Origin of the sequence: Faunimonas pinastri (genome assembly GCF_900110915.1) — a bacterium.
GTDB lineage: Bacteria > Pseudomonadota > Alphaproteobacteria > Rhizobiales > Afifellaceae > Faunimonas > Faunimonas pinastri.
This window is the reverse complement of sequence record NZ_FOFG01000006.1, coordinates 143,383-158,912: the sequence shown is the minus strand read 5'-3', so window position 1 is coordinate 158,912 and position 15,530 is coordinate 143,383. Positions and strand designations below refer to the sequence as shown.

Annotated in this window: 16 protein-coding genes; 7 read left to right on the top strand and 9 right to left on the bottom strand. The window is 67.5% G+C overall.

Going from position 1 to position 15,530, the window contains the following annotated elements; translation table 11 throughout:
* Together hisC and BMY25_RS10090 are read left to right on the top strand one after the other, a co-directional pair.
* On the top strand, window positions 1–1,104 hold the full coding sequence (gene hisC / locus BMY25_RS10095) for a histidinol-phosphate transaminase (RefSeq protein ID WP_092496508.1): 1,104 nt from the start codon (window positions 1–3) through the stop codon (window positions 1,102–1,104).
* A gap of 4 nt (window positions 1,105–1,108) precedes the next feature.
* Entirely contained in the window at window positions 1,109–2,035 is a 927-nt protein-coding gene (locus tag BMY25_RS10090) for a prephenate/arogenate dehydrogenase family protein (RefSeq protein ID WP_092496507.1), read from the top strand.
* A 51-nt stretch (window positions 2,036–2,086) separates the two neighbouring features.
* Here BMY25_RS10090 and BMY25_RS10085 read toward each other — a convergent pair whose 3' ends face one another.
* On the bottom strand, window positions 2,087–3,064 hold the full coding sequence (locus BMY25_RS10085) for a DUF2125 domain-containing protein (protein WP_177176809.1): 978 nt from the start codon (window positions 3,062–3,064) through the stop codon (window positions 2,087–2,089).
* Window positions 3,065–3,130: 66 nt separating this feature from the next.
* Here BMY25_RS10085 and BMY25_RS10080 point away from each other — a divergent pair, with 66 nt between their 5' ends.
* Window positions 3,131–3,661, top strand: coding sequence for a gamma-glutamylcyclotransferase (locus tag BMY25_RS10080; protein WP_092496505.1), 531 nt, complete (start codon window positions 3,131–3,133; stop codon window positions 3,659–3,661).
* 19 nt (window positions 3,662–3,680) lie between these two features.
* Here the strand turns inward: BMY25_RS10080 and BMY25_RS10075 are convergent, their stop codons facing one another.
* From BMY25_RS10075 to ftsE, 4 genes are all read right to left on the bottom strand, one after another.
* Window positions 3,681–4,037 carry a hypothetical protein gene (locus tag BMY25_RS10075; protein WP_143061929.1) on the bottom strand — a complete coding sequence of 119 codons (357 nt, stop codon included), beginning with the start codon at window positions 4,035–4,037 and terminating at the stop codon, window positions 3,681–3,683.
* 145 nt (window positions 4,038–4,182) lie between these two features.
* Complete coding sequence (locus tag BMY25_RS20780) at window positions 4,183–4,848, bottom strand: YdcF family protein (RefSeq protein WP_177176808.1); 666 nt, start codon at window positions 4,846–4,848, stop codon at window positions 4,183–4,185.
* A 56-nt stretch (window positions 4,849–4,904) separates the two neighbouring features.
* On the bottom strand, window positions 4,905–5,951 hold the full coding sequence (locus BMY25_RS20775) for a cell division protein FtsX (protein ID WP_177176807.1): 1,047 nt from the start codon (window positions 5,949–5,951) through the stop codon (window positions 4,905–4,907).
* Window positions 5,938–6,618, bottom strand: a complete 681-nt coding sequence (gene ftsE, locus BMY25_RS10065; RefSeq protein ID WP_092496503.1) for a cell division ATP-binding protein FtsE — start codon at window positions 6,616–6,618, stop codon at window positions 5,938–5,940. The genes BMY25_RS20775 and ftsE overlap by 14 nt, the downstream gene beginning before the upstream one ends.
* Before the next feature lie 306 nt (window positions 6,619–6,924).
* Here ftsE and BMY25_RS10060 point away from each other — a divergent pair, with 306 nt between their 5' ends.
* Both BMY25_RS10060 and BMY25_RS10055 read left to right on the top strand, forming a co-directional pair.
* Window positions 6,925–7,497 (top strand): DUF3426 domain-containing protein, encoded by a 573-nt coding sequence (locus BMY25_RS10060; RefSeq protein ID WP_092496502.1) that lies wholly within the window; start codon window positions 6,925–6,927, stop codon window positions 7,495–7,497.
* 198 nt (window positions 7,498–7,695) lie between these two features.
* Complete coding sequence (locus BMY25_RS10055) at window positions 7,696–8,070, top strand: response regulator (RefSeq protein ID WP_092496573.1); 375 nt, start codon at window positions 7,696–7,698, stop codon at window positions 8,068–8,070.
* A 539-nt stretch (window positions 8,071–8,609) separates the two neighbouring features.
* On the opposite strand, the gene BMY25_RS10050 is transcribed toward BMY25_RS10055, so the two are convergent.
* From BMY25_RS10050 to argH, 4 genes are all read right to left on the bottom strand, one after another.
* Window positions 8,610–11,273 (bottom strand): TIGR02302 family protein, encoded by a 2,664-nt coding sequence (locus BMY25_RS10050; protein ID WP_177176806.1) that lies wholly within the window; start codon window positions 11,271–11,273, stop codon window positions 8,610–8,612.
* A 126-nt stretch (window positions 11,274–11,399) separates the two neighbouring features.
* The gene (gene lysA, locus BMY25_RS10045) at window positions 11,400–12,689 is read right to left on the bottom strand and encodes a diaminopimelate decarboxylase (RefSeq protein ID WP_092496500.1); all 1,290 of its coding nucleotides are present in this window, start codon (window positions 12,687–12,689) and stop codon (window positions 11,400–11,402) included.
* A 12-nt stretch (window positions 12,690–12,701) separates the two neighbouring features.
* Window positions 12,702–13,016: a lipoprotein gene (locus tag BMY25_RS10040; RefSeq protein WP_143061927.1), complete on the bottom strand. Its 315-nt coding sequence runs from the start codon at window positions 13,014–13,016 to the stop codon at window positions 12,702–12,704.
* Between the two features lie 47 nt (window positions 13,017–13,063).
* Complete coding sequence (gene argH, locus BMY25_RS10035; RefSeq protein ID WP_092496498.1) at window positions 13,064–14,461, bottom strand: argininosuccinate lyase; 1,398 nt, start codon at window positions 14,459–14,461, stop codon at window positions 13,064–13,066.
* 62 nt (window positions 14,462–14,523) lie between these two features.
* Between argH and tlpA the strand changes: the two genes are divergently transcribed.
* Complete coding sequence (tlpA, locus tag BMY25_RS10030) at window positions 14,524–15,138, top strand: thiol:disulfide interchange protein TlpA (RefSeq protein WP_177176805.1); 615 nt, start codon at window positions 14,524–14,526, stop codon at window positions 15,136–15,138.
* Window position 15,139: 1 nt separating this feature from the next.
* Window positions 15,140–15,520 (top strand): VOC family protein, encoded by a 381-nt coding sequence (locus BMY25_RS10025; protein WP_092496496.1) that lies wholly within the window; start codon window positions 15,140–15,142, stop codon window positions 15,518–15,520.
* Window positions 15,521–15,530 lie beyond the last annotated feature (10 nt).

Sequence of the window (15,530 nt, the reverse complement as noted above, 5' to 3'; positions counted from 1 at the left end):
ATGACCGATCTCAGCAGACCGCAGCCCCGCCCCGGCGTTCTCGACGTCAGCGCCTACGTCGCCGGCGACGAGCGCTCTCCCGCCAAGCGCGTGTTCAAGCTTTCGGCGAACGAGACGCCGCTGGGCCCGAGCCCGCGCGCCATCGAGGCCTACAAGTCTGCCGCCGATCGTCTGCACTATTATCCCGAGGGTTCGTCGGAAGCCCTCCGCGAGGCCATCGCCAGGGTGCACGGCATCCACGCGGACCGCATCGTCTGCGGCAACGGCTCGGACGAACTCCTGCACCTTCTCGCCCAGTGCTATCTCGGCGACGGGGACGAGGCGATCTACACCGAGCACGCCTTTTCCATCTACGGCATCTCCACGCTCTCCGTCGGCGGCAAGCCGGTGGTGGCGCCAGAGCGGGACGAGACGGCGATGGTGGACGAGATCCTCGCGCGCGTCACCGATCGCACGCGCATCGTCTTCCTCGCCAACCCGAACAATCCGACCGGCACCTACATTCCGTTCGACGAGGTGAAGCGCCTGCATGCCGGCTTGCCGCGCACGGTGCTGCTCGTCCTCGACGCCGCCTATGCCGAATATGTCCGCCGCAACGATTATGCGAGCGGCATGGAGCTTGCCGCGGAGCAGGAGAACGTCGTGATGACGCGCACCTTCTCCAAGATCTTCGGTCTGGCGAGCCTGCGCATCGGCTGGCTCTACGGGCCGGCCCATGTCGTCGATGTGCTGAACCGCACGCGCGGCCCCTTCAACGTCAATTCGCCGGCCATCGCGGCGGGCGCGGCCGCGATCGCGGACCGGGCGCATGTGGATGCTTCGGTGGAGCACAACAATCGCTGGAACGCGTGGCTGACGGAGGAACTGACGAAGCTCGGCATGCGCGTGACGCCTAGCGTCGGCAATTTCCTGCTGATCCACTTCCCCGACGAGCCGGGCAAGGGCGCGGTCGAGGGCGACGCCCATCTTCGCCGAGAAGGCTATGTGCTGCGCGGCATGCGGGGCTACGGCTTCCCCAATGCGCTTCGCCTGACCATCGGCAGCGAGGAAGCCAATCGCGGCGTCGTGGAGGCGCTCCGCAGCTTCCTCAACGGAGCGGCCTGACGCGATGCCGGAGAAAATCAAGCGGCTGGCGCTGATCGGCATCGGCCTGATCGGCTCCTCCATCGCGCGCGGCGCCTGCGAATACGGGCTGGCCGAGGAGATCGTCGTGCAGACGCGGCGGCCGGAAACGCTGGAAGCGGCGGAACGGCTGGGCCTCGGCGACCGCTACACGTTATCCGCGGCGGAAGCGGCGGAGGGCGCGGACCTCGTCATCGCCTCCGTGCCGGTGGGCGCCTATGGCGCGGTGGCGGAGGAGATCGGCCCGGTCCTGAAGCCCGGCGCGATCGTCTCCGATGTCGGCTCGGTCAAGGCCGCCGTGATCCGCCAGGTGACGCCCTTCCTGCCGGAGCACGCGCATTTCGTGCCCGCCCATCCGGTTGCGGGCACCGAATATTCCGGCCCCGAGGCGGGCTTCGCCGATCTCTTTCGCAGCCGTTGGTGCATCCTGACCCCGCCGGAGGGCACAGACGCCGCCGCGCTCGCGAGCGTGCGTGCCTTCTGGGAAGGGCTCGGCTCCAACGTCGAGACCATGACGCCCGAGCATCACGACATGGTGCTGGCGATCACCAGCCACGTCCCGCATCTGATCGCTTACAACATCGTCGGAACCGCCGCTGACCTGGAAGCGGTGACGGAATCGGAAGTGATGAAGTTCGCCGCCGGCGGCTTTCGCGATTTCACCCGTATCGCGGCTTCCGATCCCACCATGTGGCGCGATGTGTTCCTGAACAACAAGGAAGCCGTGCTGGAGATGCTGGGCCGCTTCAACGAGGATCTCTCGGCGCTGCAGAGAGCGATCCGCTGGGGCGACGGCGACGCGCTGTTCGAGCTCTTCAACCGGACGCGCGCGATCCGCCGCGGGATCATCGCCGCCGGGCAGGAAACCGCCGAGCCGGACTTCGGTCGCGCGGCAGCCGCCAAGACCGTTTGACGGTGCCGGGCGGCGTTCCCGCCCGGCGCTTCCCCACCAGAGCGGATGCCCTCACCAGAGCGGGGCGACGCGTCCGAGCTTGATCGGGCCGAGCGCCACCTTGCCGCGGTGGATGTCGAAGTGCAGCCGCCGCGCCTGCGCGCCGTTCACCTCCACCGGCTGTGCGAACATCAGGATCGCGCCGGCCATCGTGTTGCCGAGCTGCCGGGCGGCCGGCGGCAGCGTCTTCATGAAGCCGGGCAGGGCGTCGATGCTGAGAAGATCGACGTTCAGCGACCCATTGAGCTGGCCGTCCGGATCGGCCTGCACGTCGCCGCTGATATTGGCCTTGAGGTCGCCGGAGGATGCCGCGATCTGGATCGCGGACACCTGAAGCCCCGTGGAGCGGAGATCGCCAAGGCCGGTGAACACGCGCTGCGGCGGGACCGAAAGAATGGCTGAGCCCGTGCCGTTCATGGCCGGGGTGGACAGGTCGCCGGAATGCAGCGAGGCATCGGCAAAGGAGAAGCCGACCGAGGTGCGCTGCTCGTCGCGGGCCGGGGCGACCAGTGCGCTCAGCGTCTTAGCCACGATCTCCGAGCCGGAAATGGTCACCTTAGCGGTGTCGAGGTCGAGGCGGCTGGAACTGATCTCGGCGTCCCTGCGGTCGAGCGTCAGCGTGCCGGTCTGCCATTCTCCCCGGATCGGCTCGGAAAGGTTCGGCACGGTGATGGTGGCGGGGGAGGCGAGTGCGGTGGTGACACGATTGGGCGTGTAGATCGCCGTTTCCGCGGTGACGCCCGCAAGCCGGGCCTGCACGCCGCTCTTCTGGTCGGATACGGTGGTCTCGGAACAGGAAATCCGCACCTTCAGCGGAAAGCCGCTGGTCCGGCGGTCGGTGCAGGTGATGGGCGAGCCGTGCTCGCTCGCCACATGCAGCGCGTCGGAGACGGCGACGTCCACCTGCCGGGCGAGCACGCGCCATGCGACGTACCAGCCGGCAGCCAGCACCAGGACGACAATGAGAATGATGATGGGAACTCTGCGCATGGCTCTCGTCATGATCTTGCGGGCAGAGCTTTGCGCTGCTAGGCGAGCACACGTCAAGGAAGAGCGATGTCGGATCTCTGGGTCTTCGGCTACGGTTCACTGATCTGGCGCCCGGGATTTTCCTTCCTGGAAGCGCAGCAGGGCCGCCTTATCGGGCTTCACCGGGCGCTCTGCATCCGCTCATGGGTGCATCGCGGCTCGCCGGAAAGTCCCGGCCTCGTGCTGGGGCTCGACCGGGGCGGCACCTGCCGGGGTCTTGCTTTCCGCGTAGCGGCCGCCGAGGCGGAAAAGGTCATCGCCTATCTGCGCGAGCGCGAACAGGTCACCAGCGTCTATCTGGAACGGATGCGCGATGTCCGGCTGGAAAACGGCGAGGCGGTGCGCGCCGTCACCTACATCGCCGACCGCAGCCATGAGCAATATGCGGGCGCGCTCGGCGAGGACGAGGCGTTCGCGATCGTTTCCTCCGCGCATGGACAGTCCGGCCCGAACGCCGACTACGTCGTCAACACGGCGGAGCACCTGGCGAGCCTCGGCATGCCGGATCGCAAGCTGGACAGGCTGGCCAAAAGACTGAGGGAGGCGCGCCTGGCATAGCCGGCGCGCATCGTCCGGGTCAGGCCGCGAAGCGCAGCACGTTGCCGCCGTCGCCGCCGTGATCCAGAAGGTCGGCCAGATCGTCGATGACGTTCCGTCGCTCCACCGAATCGCTCGCCAACAGGTGAACGAAGATCAGGCCGCGTCCGCCCTCGCCAGCGATCGCCTTGCCCGGAGGAAAGGCTTCCGCCTCGCCGATCCAGACGATGCGGTCGCCCTCGCATTCCAGCGCGATCGCCTCGTGGCAATCCTTCAGCCAGTCCGCATCCACGCAGGTAAACAGGTAGCGCCGGCCCGAGCGCCCGGACCAGTAGCGATAGCGCGAGGCCATGCCTGTCGCGATGGCGCTTGTCGGTACGAACGAAACCCGGGTCACGACGACACTCCCTGCTGCGCCATCTCGGAACAAATGTAGAACATGCGAGGAGCGCGCGTCAACTCCGATTACCGGAACTTACGTTCGAATCACTCTTCAGTCCGTCATTATGTGTCGTGATGGCAGCATGACACAAGATATAGTGTCACGCGTCGAAGCTGGTGCCCGAGCCGCCCATGCGGATCCAGACGTATTTCATATATTCCAGCGCGAGCACCTTGAAGGCCCGGGGGTCGGCGGCCCAATCGTCGAGCGTGAGATCGTCGGGGCGCACGGGGTAGGGCACGAGCTTCACGTCGGGCAGCACGCGGGCGATCTCGGTCAGGCTGCGCGGCATGTGGTAGTCGCTGGTCACCACGATCAGCGAATTGTAGCCGCGCTCGCGCGCCCAGTCCCGCGTCTCCAGCGCGTTCCCGCGCGTGTTGCGGGCCTCGTAGCCGATGTCGATGCAGCAGCGGTAGAAGTCGGCGAGATCGGGATGCCGTGCCGCCAGGTCCTGGGGGCCGATGCGGGTATGGACGCCAGAGATCAGCAGGCGGCGCGCCGAGCCGTTGCCCAGGAGCGAGACCGCGCCCTCGATGCGCTGCGTGCCGCCGGTCAGCGCCACGATACCGTCGGCATGCGGATTGGCGGGCGGACGGGAATGCACGACGCCGTCGGCGAAGACGAAGAAGCCGCCGATCAGGAAGCAGAAGCAGGCGAAGGCCGCGAGTGCCACAAGGCGGCTTGCCCACCGCAGGACGCGGCGGGTCTTGCGGGCTTTCGCCGGAGCGGGCTGCCGGGCAACGTTCTCGCTGTTCATCACAGCCATTCTATCCGATTTCATCTGGTTTCGTCCCGGTAGCGGGAGAAGTATCGAAACGGGGTTCAGTTCAATTCCCTGAGCGTCCGCCGCACCGTGGCGCGGGCGGTCACCGCGATGATGCAGGCGATCACCAGGATCGTGAGGATCGTGCCGACATAGCCGGTAAAGCCCACGTGAAGGCCGCCGAAGACGCTGCGCAGCTGCGCGTCTTCCGGGGTGATGCCCTCCGACCCCGTGAAATAGCCGAGGATGGCGAAGAGCAGCACGGCCGCGAGGCCGCCCAGCGCCGCCCCTTTCAGGCCAAGCATCAGGAAATGGTGCTGGAACTGGCCGGCTATGTAGCCGTCCTCCGCGCCCACGAGATGCAGCACCTCGATCACCTGCTTGTTGCCGGCCATCGCCCCGCGCGTGGCGAAGATCACCGAAAGCGCGGTGGCCGCCAGCACGAGGCCCATGATGAACCCACCCGCCGTGATCATCACGCGCGCCATGGAGGAAAGCCGTTGCAGCCACTGGCCGTGATCGTCGAGGCTGGCGCTCGGCACGGTGTCGCGCAGCCGGCCCGCGAGCGCCGAGAGGTCGACAGAATTGCTCACCTTGACGGCGATCAGCCTCGGGATCGGCAGGTCGCTGGCATCGAAGCCGCGGCCGAGCCATGGCTCCAGCAGGGCGGAGCCGGCCGCCTTGGAAAGCGGATTGGCGGACTGCACGCCGGGCGTCTGCATGGCAATCTCGGCGGCGCGCGTCACCGCCTGGTCGGTATCGGTGCCGTCCACGGGCTTGACCTGGATGGTCACTTCTTCCGCGATCTGCCGCTCCCAGCCATGCGCGCGATCGTTGATGATCGTCACGCCGGCGATGCAGAGGCAGGCGAGAAAGCTCATGATGGCGACGAGCATCAGCAACGCGCGGCGTGCGACGCTGCGCGGCGGGACGATGGGATTGGCGGCGCGCTTCTGCCCGTCGAGTTCCGGCGTGACGGACGACACGTCTTCCCATTGCACGGTGTCGTCGCCGGGCGTGCGGGCAACGCGGCCGAGGCGGGCGTAGCGCCGCCGCCGGAGCGTGCGGATCCGCTCGGAAGGACCGGCGCGCTCAGTCATAGACATCGATATGCCCGGCATTCAGAACGAAACGGCGAGCGTCGTGCTGCTCCATCAGCGAAAGATCGTGCGTGGCGATGATGACGGATGTCCCGAGGCGGTTGAGCTCGACGAAAAGACGGAGCAGCCGCTTGGCGAGCGGCGGGTCGACATTGCCCGTGGGCTCGTCCGCAAGCAGGATCTCGGGGCGGGTGATCAGCGCCCGCGCGATCGCGGCGCGCTGCTTCTCGCCGCCGGAAAGCACCTGCGGATGCACCCATTTGCGGTCGCCCAGCCCGACCCAGTCGAGGAGCTCCGTCACGTCGCGGCGGTAGTTCTCCTCGTCCACCCCGAGCACCCGGAGCGGCAAGGCGACGTTCTCGTAGGTCGTGAGATGATCGAGCAGGCGGAAATCCTGGAACACGATGCCGATCCGGCGGCGCAGCGCCGGGACCACGTCACGCCCGATCGTCGCCGCGTCGTGATCGAAGATGCGGACGATGCCGCGCGTCGGCCGCAGCGACAGGAAGAGCAGGCGCAGGAGCGAGGTCTTGCCCGCGCCGGAGGGCCCGGTCACGTATTGAAACGAGCCGTTCTCGATTTCGAAGCTGACATCGCGCAGCACCTCGGGTCCGAGGCCGTAACGCAGCCCTACGTTCTCGAAGCGAATCGCGGTTCCGGTCTCAGGAGCCATGCCAGCACCAAAGCGCGCGGGGCGTTAACGCGCCGTTAAAGTTAAGTGTTTCTAACTCCGGACATGGGCATGCCGGATGGTGCCGTGACGATTGCGCCTGAACTAGCACCGGGAACACACGAAGCGGAAAAGGCTCTGGCCTGTCCCGCCTGCGGGCTTGTGGCCGATGAGAACTCATTGCCGGACGCTGGCACGCTCGTCTGCCGGAATTGTGGCGAGGCTTGGCCGGTGACGGAGTTGCGGGCGCTACGCGGCGTCCTTCCTGAAAGGATTCCTGAGCCGAAAGCGGGGAGAAGTCTCGACCGATTGCCGACGATGCAATCGCTCGTCACCTATTCCGACCGGGGCCCCGACCCCTGGGAGCGGAAGGTTGCCGCCGATCGCGACCCCGAGCCGCCTCGGCGGGGTGCCTCCGTTGTTGCGCCCCTGGCCGGGTGCCTGGCGCTGGCCTTCATCGCGGCCTTTGTCGGCTTTCGCGGTCATGTGGTGCGGGCGGTTCCCAGCCTTGCGGGCCTTTATGCGGCGGCGGGGATGCCGGTGAACCTGGATGGTCTGGATCTTCGCGACGTGACGAGCGAGCGCTCGCCCGGTTCCGGCACGGATTCCGGCGGGCTCAGCCTGAAGGCCAGCATCGTCAACCCGACGCGGCAGTCGCGCGACGTGCCGATCATGGAGATCGCGGTTCGCGACGGCGCGGGCAAGATACTCGGACGGACGCTGGCGAAGCCGCCGGTGGAGAAGCTTGGGCCCGGCCAGTCCATGCCCGTCGTCTTCCGTCTCGCCGGCGCGCCGGACAAGGCTTCCAGCGTGCTGGTCCGGTTCGCGGAAGGGGCCGGCGGGGTCGGTCAACTCGGCCTGAAGGGAGGCGCGGAACCCTGATCCGGCAAGTTTTCGTGCCCTGCCGGAACGGCTGCGAACCGCCTCGGAAAAAAATCTGCAGATCAGGCTCGGCGATTACAATGGGTTTACCAGCGTGGCCTATTCTTCGGGACAGCTGTGGCGAAACAGTCCGGCGAGCTTATGCGGTGGCACGCGCGGAACTATATTCCGGGGCAGGCGACCGATGAAGGACACGGCATGCGTATTCTGCTGACGGAAGATGACGAATCGGTGCGGGCTTTCGTGAGCCGCGCGCTCGAGCTCGACGGTCACAAGGTCGAAACGGCCTGCGATGGCCTGGAAGCGCTGGAGCGACTGGACGAGACCGACTGCGGCTACGACCTCCTGGTCAGCGACGTGAAGATGCCCCAGATGGACGGGATCGCGCTGGCGCATTCCGCCGCCGGCCGCTGGCCGGGCCTGCCGATCCTGCTGATGACCGGCTATGCCGACCAGCGCGAGCGGGCCGAGGATCTGAGCCAGGTAATCCGCGACGTGCTCACCAAGCCTTTCACGCTGCAGCAGATCCGCGCCGCCGTTCATGAGGCGGCCGAGGAAAACCTCGCGGCCTGAACGCGCCGCGCCGACACCGCATAACCCTTCGATCGTGCCGGGCCCGGTCCCGGCGTACGACGCGCCGCCAAGCGCGCGTCGACATTGGCGCTTATCAGGCCCGGTCTGGCCAGGACCCGGACCAGAACCAGAACCAGAACGCAGGCAGGGGTGCAGACCCTCCCGCACCCGTGAGCCGATCCGGGGACAGGTCGCCGTTTCGCCGCCCCTGTTGAATCGGGCATTGGCCTCGCCGCTCCCTTTCGCGAAAGCGGCCCAGTCGCCGGCTCGCGGCAGCACTCCCTCCTCGCTTCAGGCAGGGTCATCCCGCCCTCCACCACATGGACGAACTCATCTGCGCGGGCGTGCCGGTGGTGCCGGCTCGGCCGATTGCCTCGACCATGTGCCTCGCAACAGGCGCTGGAACCGCGTCGAGATTGTCGAGCCTGATCGCTGCCGTGCGCGTCCGCTGAAATGCGCCGACACGCGCCGCGCTCGTGCCCTGAGTTCCGGCACCCGGATCGGTCGATGTGGCCTCGGCTTCGGCGCCTCCGGCGCGGTTATTCCGGCCTGAGCAGGCGTTCGAGATAATCCAGCTCAAGCTGCGAGCGTGTCCGGTCGCCGAGCCGCTCTCGGATGGCGTTCAGAATCTGGCGCACGCGTTCCGCGTCGATCTCCTGCGGCACCTTCACGCTGGAGCCGAAATCCTGCCCCTGGTTGCGCGACCGCCCGAGCGGGTCGGTCTGGCCGTCTGCGGCGCGCTGGCCCGGGCTGCCCGTGGCTGTGCCCTGGCCCGGCTGCCGGCCTTGGGCCTGCCCGCGCTGACCCGACTGGCCCTGCTGTGCCTGCATCTGCTGCATCATGCCCTGCAGGCCCTGCCGCATCGCCTGGAGCGCATCGCCCTGATGCCCGGTCGCATCGCCCGGCTGCTGCCCCTGCAAGGATTGCGTCGCGTCGCCCATGGCGCGGCCCGCACGCCCCAAGGCCGCGCGGCCGCCATCGCCCTGCTGGCCCTGACCTTGTTGCGCCTGCTGCTGGCCTTCGCCCTGTTGCCCCTGATCCTGCTGGCCTTCGCCTTGTTGATCTGGGGACTTGCCCTGCTGGCCCATCTGGCCGAGCAGCTTCTGGAGTTCCTGCTGCAGCTGCGCCTGCTGGTTCTGGAGCTGCTGCATCTGCTGCCCGGCCTGGGCATCGCCCTGCTGCCCCTGCTGCCCTTGTTGGGCATTGTCGCCGAAGTCCTGGCCGTTATCGGCGTTCTGCTGCTGCTGATCGAGCTTGTAGGTCTGGTCCATCAGCTTCTGCTGGTCGCGCATGATGCGGCCGAGCTGGTTCATCTGCTCCATGGCCTGGCTCTGCTGCCCCTGGCCCTGCTGCCCCTGGCCCTGCTGACCCTGCGCCATCTGCAGATTGTCCAGCATCTGCTGGAGTTCGCTCAGCATCTGCTGGGCGGCGTCGCGGTTTCCCTGCTGCGCAAGCTGCTGCATCTGGTCCAGCATCTTGTTGAGGTCGTCCTGCGACATCATCCGGGTATCGGGACTGGCCTGCTGCGGCTTGATCCCGCGCTTGGCCTGCTCCTGTGCGAAGGCCTGCAGATATTCGTTCATCGCCTGCTTGAGCTGCTGGGTCAGCTTGGCGATCTCCTCCTGCGAGGCGCCGTTTTCCAGCGCCTTCTGCAGCCCGTCCTGCGCCTGCTTCAGCTTTTGCGCCGCATCGGCCGCCTCGCCGTTCTCCACCGAAAGGGCCAGCGCCCACATGGCATCCAGCCCCTCGCGCAGGTCGTCGTCGGAGCGGGCGTCCATGACCTGCCGGTAGAGCGCGGAAAGGCCGATATAGGTGCCGGCGTCCGGGGTGAAGCGCTCCGGTGCGATCATCAGCGCGTCGAGAGCCTGGGTGACCCGGTCCCGCGCGTTCGCATCGGCGGCGAGGATCTGGCGCTGCTCCACCAGTGCGCGGGCGAGCGGGTTCTGGAAGGAGCGGGCGGGCAGGGTGATCTCCCGCTTTTCCGACGGGCGGCCTTCCTGCCCGGCCCCGTCCCTGACGACAGGATCGAGCGAAACCCGCATGCCGCCGAAAGGATGGTCGCCGATGCGGAGCGAGGCGCGGGCCGTGCCATCGCGAAGATCGGGGCGCTCCAGCCGGAGGTCGATGCGCGGTGGATCCACGAGCGGATGCGCGCCGGGCGCGGCATCGACGGGATGGATGGAGACGCTGCCACCGGTGACGCCGTAATCGTCGGCGACCCGGAAGTTCAGTTCGGTGCTGTCCGGCTTCACCGGATGGGCCGGATCCCAGGCGATGGTGGGCGGATGGTCGGGCAGGACCGAAAGAGGATAGCGGACATCCGTGCCGCGCGCGGCGATGTGGATCGTGGAATTCTTGTCGAGTGCCGACGAATAGGTCCGGATCGGATTGTCGGCGGTTGACCGATTGTCGGACGTGGGTTGCGCGTCGGCGTCGTTCCCGGCTGCAGGCAGGATCACCGGCTTGCCTCCGGTCTCCAGCGTCACGTCGGGCGTGCGGCTCGATACGACGCGCACGGTAAGCTTGCTGCCTTGCGGCACGACGACCGGCCGGTCCGTGGCGGTCTCGCCCGCGCGGGTGAGAAAGACCGGCGGCTGGTGCGTGTAAGGCGGCGGATCGATCCAGGCATCGACGCGGGCAGGCGGTGGCAGCAGGCCGAGGCTGACGGGATCGAAGCCCTCGCGAAGCCGGGTTCCCCATTCGCCCCAGCCGACGAAAAGGCCGAGCGCCAGCAGCAGCGGCACGGCAAAGCGCACCGCCAGCGGATCGCGCTCGGCCAGCCGAGGCTCGGGTCGGCCGGCGGAAAGCCGGGGCATGGCGGCCAGCAGCCGCTGGCGATGCGCCGCCCACAGCGCCTGCGCGAAGGTATCGGCGGCAACGGGCGAGAGGCGGTCTTCCAGCCCGCTCGCCGGGCGATGTTCGAGCCCGGAACGAACCTCCACCCGGCGAAGCGCTTCGTCGCGCGTCGGTTGCCTCAGTCGGAGAAAGCGCGCCAGTGAGGCAAGGATCAGGATCGCAAAGACGGCGAGGACGGAAAGCCGGACAAGCGGACCGGTGGCGCGCCAGAGGCCGAGCCAGGAAAGCGCGACGAAGAGCCCCGCCAGCCAGAGAACGGGCACCAGAAGCGGCCAGATCCGCTCCCACAGAAGCGCGGCGTGGGCGCGCCGCACCGCGCCCTTGAGGCGGGCGACATGCGCTTCCATGGCAGTTTCCGCCGGAGGCTTCATCAACGGGGTCCTCGCAAGCCGACCGTCAGACTAGCACAACCGGAAAGCTTGGCGACAGCAAGGCGCGAGAGGCGCGCCTTCGCTCCGTTCTGGCCCGGGATCTCAGGCCTCCGTGCCCGTCAGCCAGTCCGGCACGCGGTCGAGCCCGATCAGGTCCTCGTAGGTCCCGCGCGGTCGGATCACGGCGAAGTCGGATCCGTTCACCAGCACTTCCGGCACCAGCAGCCGGCTGTTGTAGGTGCCGGCCTGCACCGCGCCATAAGCCCCGGCGGAATAGACGGCGAGCAGGTCGCCGGCGGCGGGCTTCTTCATCGGCCGCGCGCGGGCGAGGTAATCGCCGGTCTCGCAGACGGGACCGACCACGTCGCAGACGATCTCCACCGCACCGGTTTCTGATGCCTCGGATTCTTCCACGGGGCCGATGCGATGATAGGCCTCGTAGAGCGTCGGCCGGATCAGGTCGTTCATCGCGGCGTCCACGATGACGAAGGTGCGGCCTTCGCCTTCCTTCACGTAGAGCACCTCGGTGACGAGGATGCCGGCATTACCGACGATCAGCCGGCCGGGCTCGAACACGACGGTGCAGCCGATGGCGTTCATGTGCTTGCGCACGATGTCGGCATAGGCCGAGGGCAGCGGCGGGGCCGCCTCGTCATCGCGATAGGGAATGCCGAGCCCGCCGCCGAGATCGACATGATCGATGCCGTGGCCGTCGGCGCGCAGAGCGATCACGAGGTCCGCCAGCAGCGAGAAGGCATCGTCGAAGGGCTGCAGATCGGTGATCTGGCTGCCGATATGCATGTCGATGCCGGTGATGCGGATGCCGGGCAGGGCGGCGGCGCGGGCATAGACCTCGCGGGCGCGGGCGAAGGGAATGCCGAACTTGTTTTCCTTGCGGCCCGTGGAAATCTTCTCGTGCGTGCGCGCGTCCACGTCGGGGTTGATGCGCAAGCTTACCGGCGCGATCACGCCCTTCCCGGCGGCGAGGGCGGACAGGTGCTCCAGCTCCGGTTCGGATTCCACGTTGAAGCAGTGGATGCCGGCTTCCAGCGCGAAGGACAGTTCCCGCGCCGTCTTGCCGACGCCGGAGAACATGATCCTGTCGGCCGGGATGCCGGCGGCCAGCGCGCGGCGGAGTTCGCCTTCCGAGACCACGTCGGCCCCGGCGCCGAGCCGCGCCAGCGTCGCGAGTACGGCCTGGTTGGAATTCGCCTTCATGGCATAGCAGACGAGGTGCGGCAGGTCCGCGAACGCCTCGTTGAAGACGCGGAAGTGCCGCGCCAGCGTGGCGGTGGAATAGCAGTAGAACGGCGTGCCGACGGCCCGCGCGATCTCCGGCACCGGCACGTCCTCCGCATGGAGGACGCCGTTTCGGTGGGCGAAGTGATGCAAGGTGAGACCTAGCTAGATCAGGGGGTCGAGGAAGAAGTGTCGCTGCCTGGCCGGCGCCTTGCTTTTCTTGGCGGGCGTGCCGTCGGCGTCGGGAGCACCGGTGGATGTCGTGGCGCTGGTGGATTCCTGTCCGGGCGTGGTGTGGCCGGAATAGCCGGCGGGCGTCTGGCCCGCGGCGGCCGACTGGCCCGCGCTGGTCGGTCCCGTCGCGCGCGTGCCGGGGTCTTCCAGCCCGCCGCGCCGGCCACAGCCGGCAAGCGCGAGACCAAGACAGCAGGCAATCACCCCAAGGCGAAGAGATGGCACGGCAAGACGAAACGGCGGCATCGACGAACCCCGGAAGCGTTGTGGGCGACTATAGCGAAGGGTCGGCTTCATGCACCCGGTTTCTCGGCCTGCAGCCGTTCCGCCCAGAGGCGCGCCTGCCTCAGGACGTTCTCCGGCGCGGTGCCGCCCTCGCTGACGCGGCTGGTCACCGAGGCGTCGACGGAAAGCACGTCGAAGATGGCGGACGTGATCGCGGGATGCACTGCCTGCATCACGTCGAGCGGTACGTCTTCAAGCAGCACGCCACGGCCGGACGCCTCCGCCACGATGCGGCCGGTAACGTGATGGGCCTCGCGGAAGGGCAGGTTCGCCTCGCGCACGAGCCAGTCCGCCAGATCCGTCGCGGTGGAATAGCCGGAGCCGGCGGCCTTTTTCATGGCTTCCAGGTTCGGCTCCATGTCGGACACCATGCCGGTGATCGCCGCGATCGACAGGGACAGGTTCGGCAGCGCGTCGAAGACCTGTTCCTTGTCTTCCTGCATATCCTTGGAATAGGCGAGCGGCAGACCCTTCATGACGATGAGCAGCGCCGTCAGCGAACCGATCACGCGTCCGGCCTTGGCGCGCACGAGCTCCGCCGCGTCCGGGTTGCGCTTCTGCGGCATGATGGAGGAGCCGGTGGTGAAGCGATCCGACAGGCGCACGAAGCCGAACTGCGCCGTGCACCAAAGCACGATTTCTTCGGCAAAGCGCGACAGGTGGATCGCCGTGATTGACGCCGCTGCGAGCGCTTCCAGTGCGAAATCGCGGTCGGAGACACCGTCGAGCGAGTTCGCCATGGGCCGGTCGAAGCCCAGCGCCGCGGCCGTCTGGCGGCGGTCGATCGGGAACGCCGTCCCCGCGAGCGCGGCGGACCCGAGCGGATTTTCGTTCATCCGGCGGCGCGCATCGGCGAAGCGGCCGCGATCGCGCGCGATCATTTCGACATAGGCCAGCAAATGGTGGCCGAAAGTGATGGGCTGCGCGCTCTGCAGGTGGGTGAAGCCCGGCATCACCGCGTCGGCGAAGGCTTCCGCCCTGGCGACCAGCGCCGATTGAAGGCCCGCGAGCTGCTTGTCGATCTCGTCCACGGCGTCGCGCACCCAGAGGCGAAAGTCGGTCGCCACCTGATCGTTGCGCGAGCGGGCGGTGTGGAGCCGACCGGCGGGCTCGCCGATGATGTCCTTCAGCCGCGCCTCGATATTCATGTGAATGTCTTCGAGCGCTCGCGAGAAGGTGAAGCGGCCTTCCGCGATCTCCGTCGCGATCTGGTCTAGACCCTCGATGATCCGCGCCGCATCCTCCGCCGTGATGATGCCTTGTTCGGCGAGCATCGCGGCATGGGCGCGCGAACCCGCGACGTCCTGTGTCGCCAACGCCTTGTCAAAGTCGATCGAGGCGTTGATCTCTTCCATAATGGCGTCCGGCTTTTCGCTGAACCGGCCGCCCCACATGCTGTTCGACATCGCTCGGGCTTCGACTTTGTTTCAGGGATGGTGATCGCAGAACAATGAAACGGAACTGGACCTTGGGTATCGCGGCGATCGTGGTGATCGCTGCTGTTGGCGTATACGGGATCATCGGCGGCAAAGGCAACGGCGATGCCCTGTGCAGGCCGGCCGTGGAACGCGCAAAGACGCTGGCGCCGCTCTCGACGGGAGAACTCGCCGCCTTCCAGCCCGCCACCCGCGCCATCGACCTTGGCCATCTCACCTTCACCGGCGACGACGGCAAGACGAAGAAGGTGTCGGATTTTGCCGGCAAGGTCGCGCTGGTCAACCTCTGGGCCTCCTGGTGCATGCCCTGCCGGGAGGAAATGCCGGCGCTGGACCGTCTGGCGGGCGCGCGTGCAGGCCAGGATTTCGCCGTGGTGCCCGTTTCCATCGATACCGGCGGGCCCGACAAGCCGCGTGGCTTCCTCCATACGGTCCACACGCAGAACCTGCCGCTCTATGTCGATCCGAGCATGAAGATCTTCGAGGACATGAAGAAGCAGAGCCTCGCGCTCGGCCTGCCCGTCACCGTGCTCCTCGACCGCACGGGCTGCCTGCTGGGCCACATCAACGGCCCTGCCGAATGGGACAGCCCGGATGCCGCGCATCTCATCCAGGCGGCGCTCGATGCTCCGGCCGGGAAATCCTGAGATGATCGCGCCCGACCGCTTCGACCACCTTGTCCTCACCGTCGCCGACATCGATCGGACGGTCGCCTTTTATAGCGACGCGCTCGGAATGGAGGCGGAGACGCGTAACGGCCGCACGGCGCTGAAGTTTGGACGGCAGAAGATCAACCTGCATCAGCGCGGCCACGAATTCGAGCCCAGGGCGCTCCGTCCGACGCCCGGCTCCGGCGATTTCTGCCTGATCGCCACGACTCCGCTGGCCGATGTTGTCGCGCATCTCCAGGATCGCGGCGTCGCCGTCGAATTGGGCCCGGTGGATCGCGAGGGTGCACTCGGGCCGATGCAGTCGGTCTATGTTCGTGATCCCGACACCAATCTGGTGGAGATCGCCGTCTACGGCTGATCGGGACGGC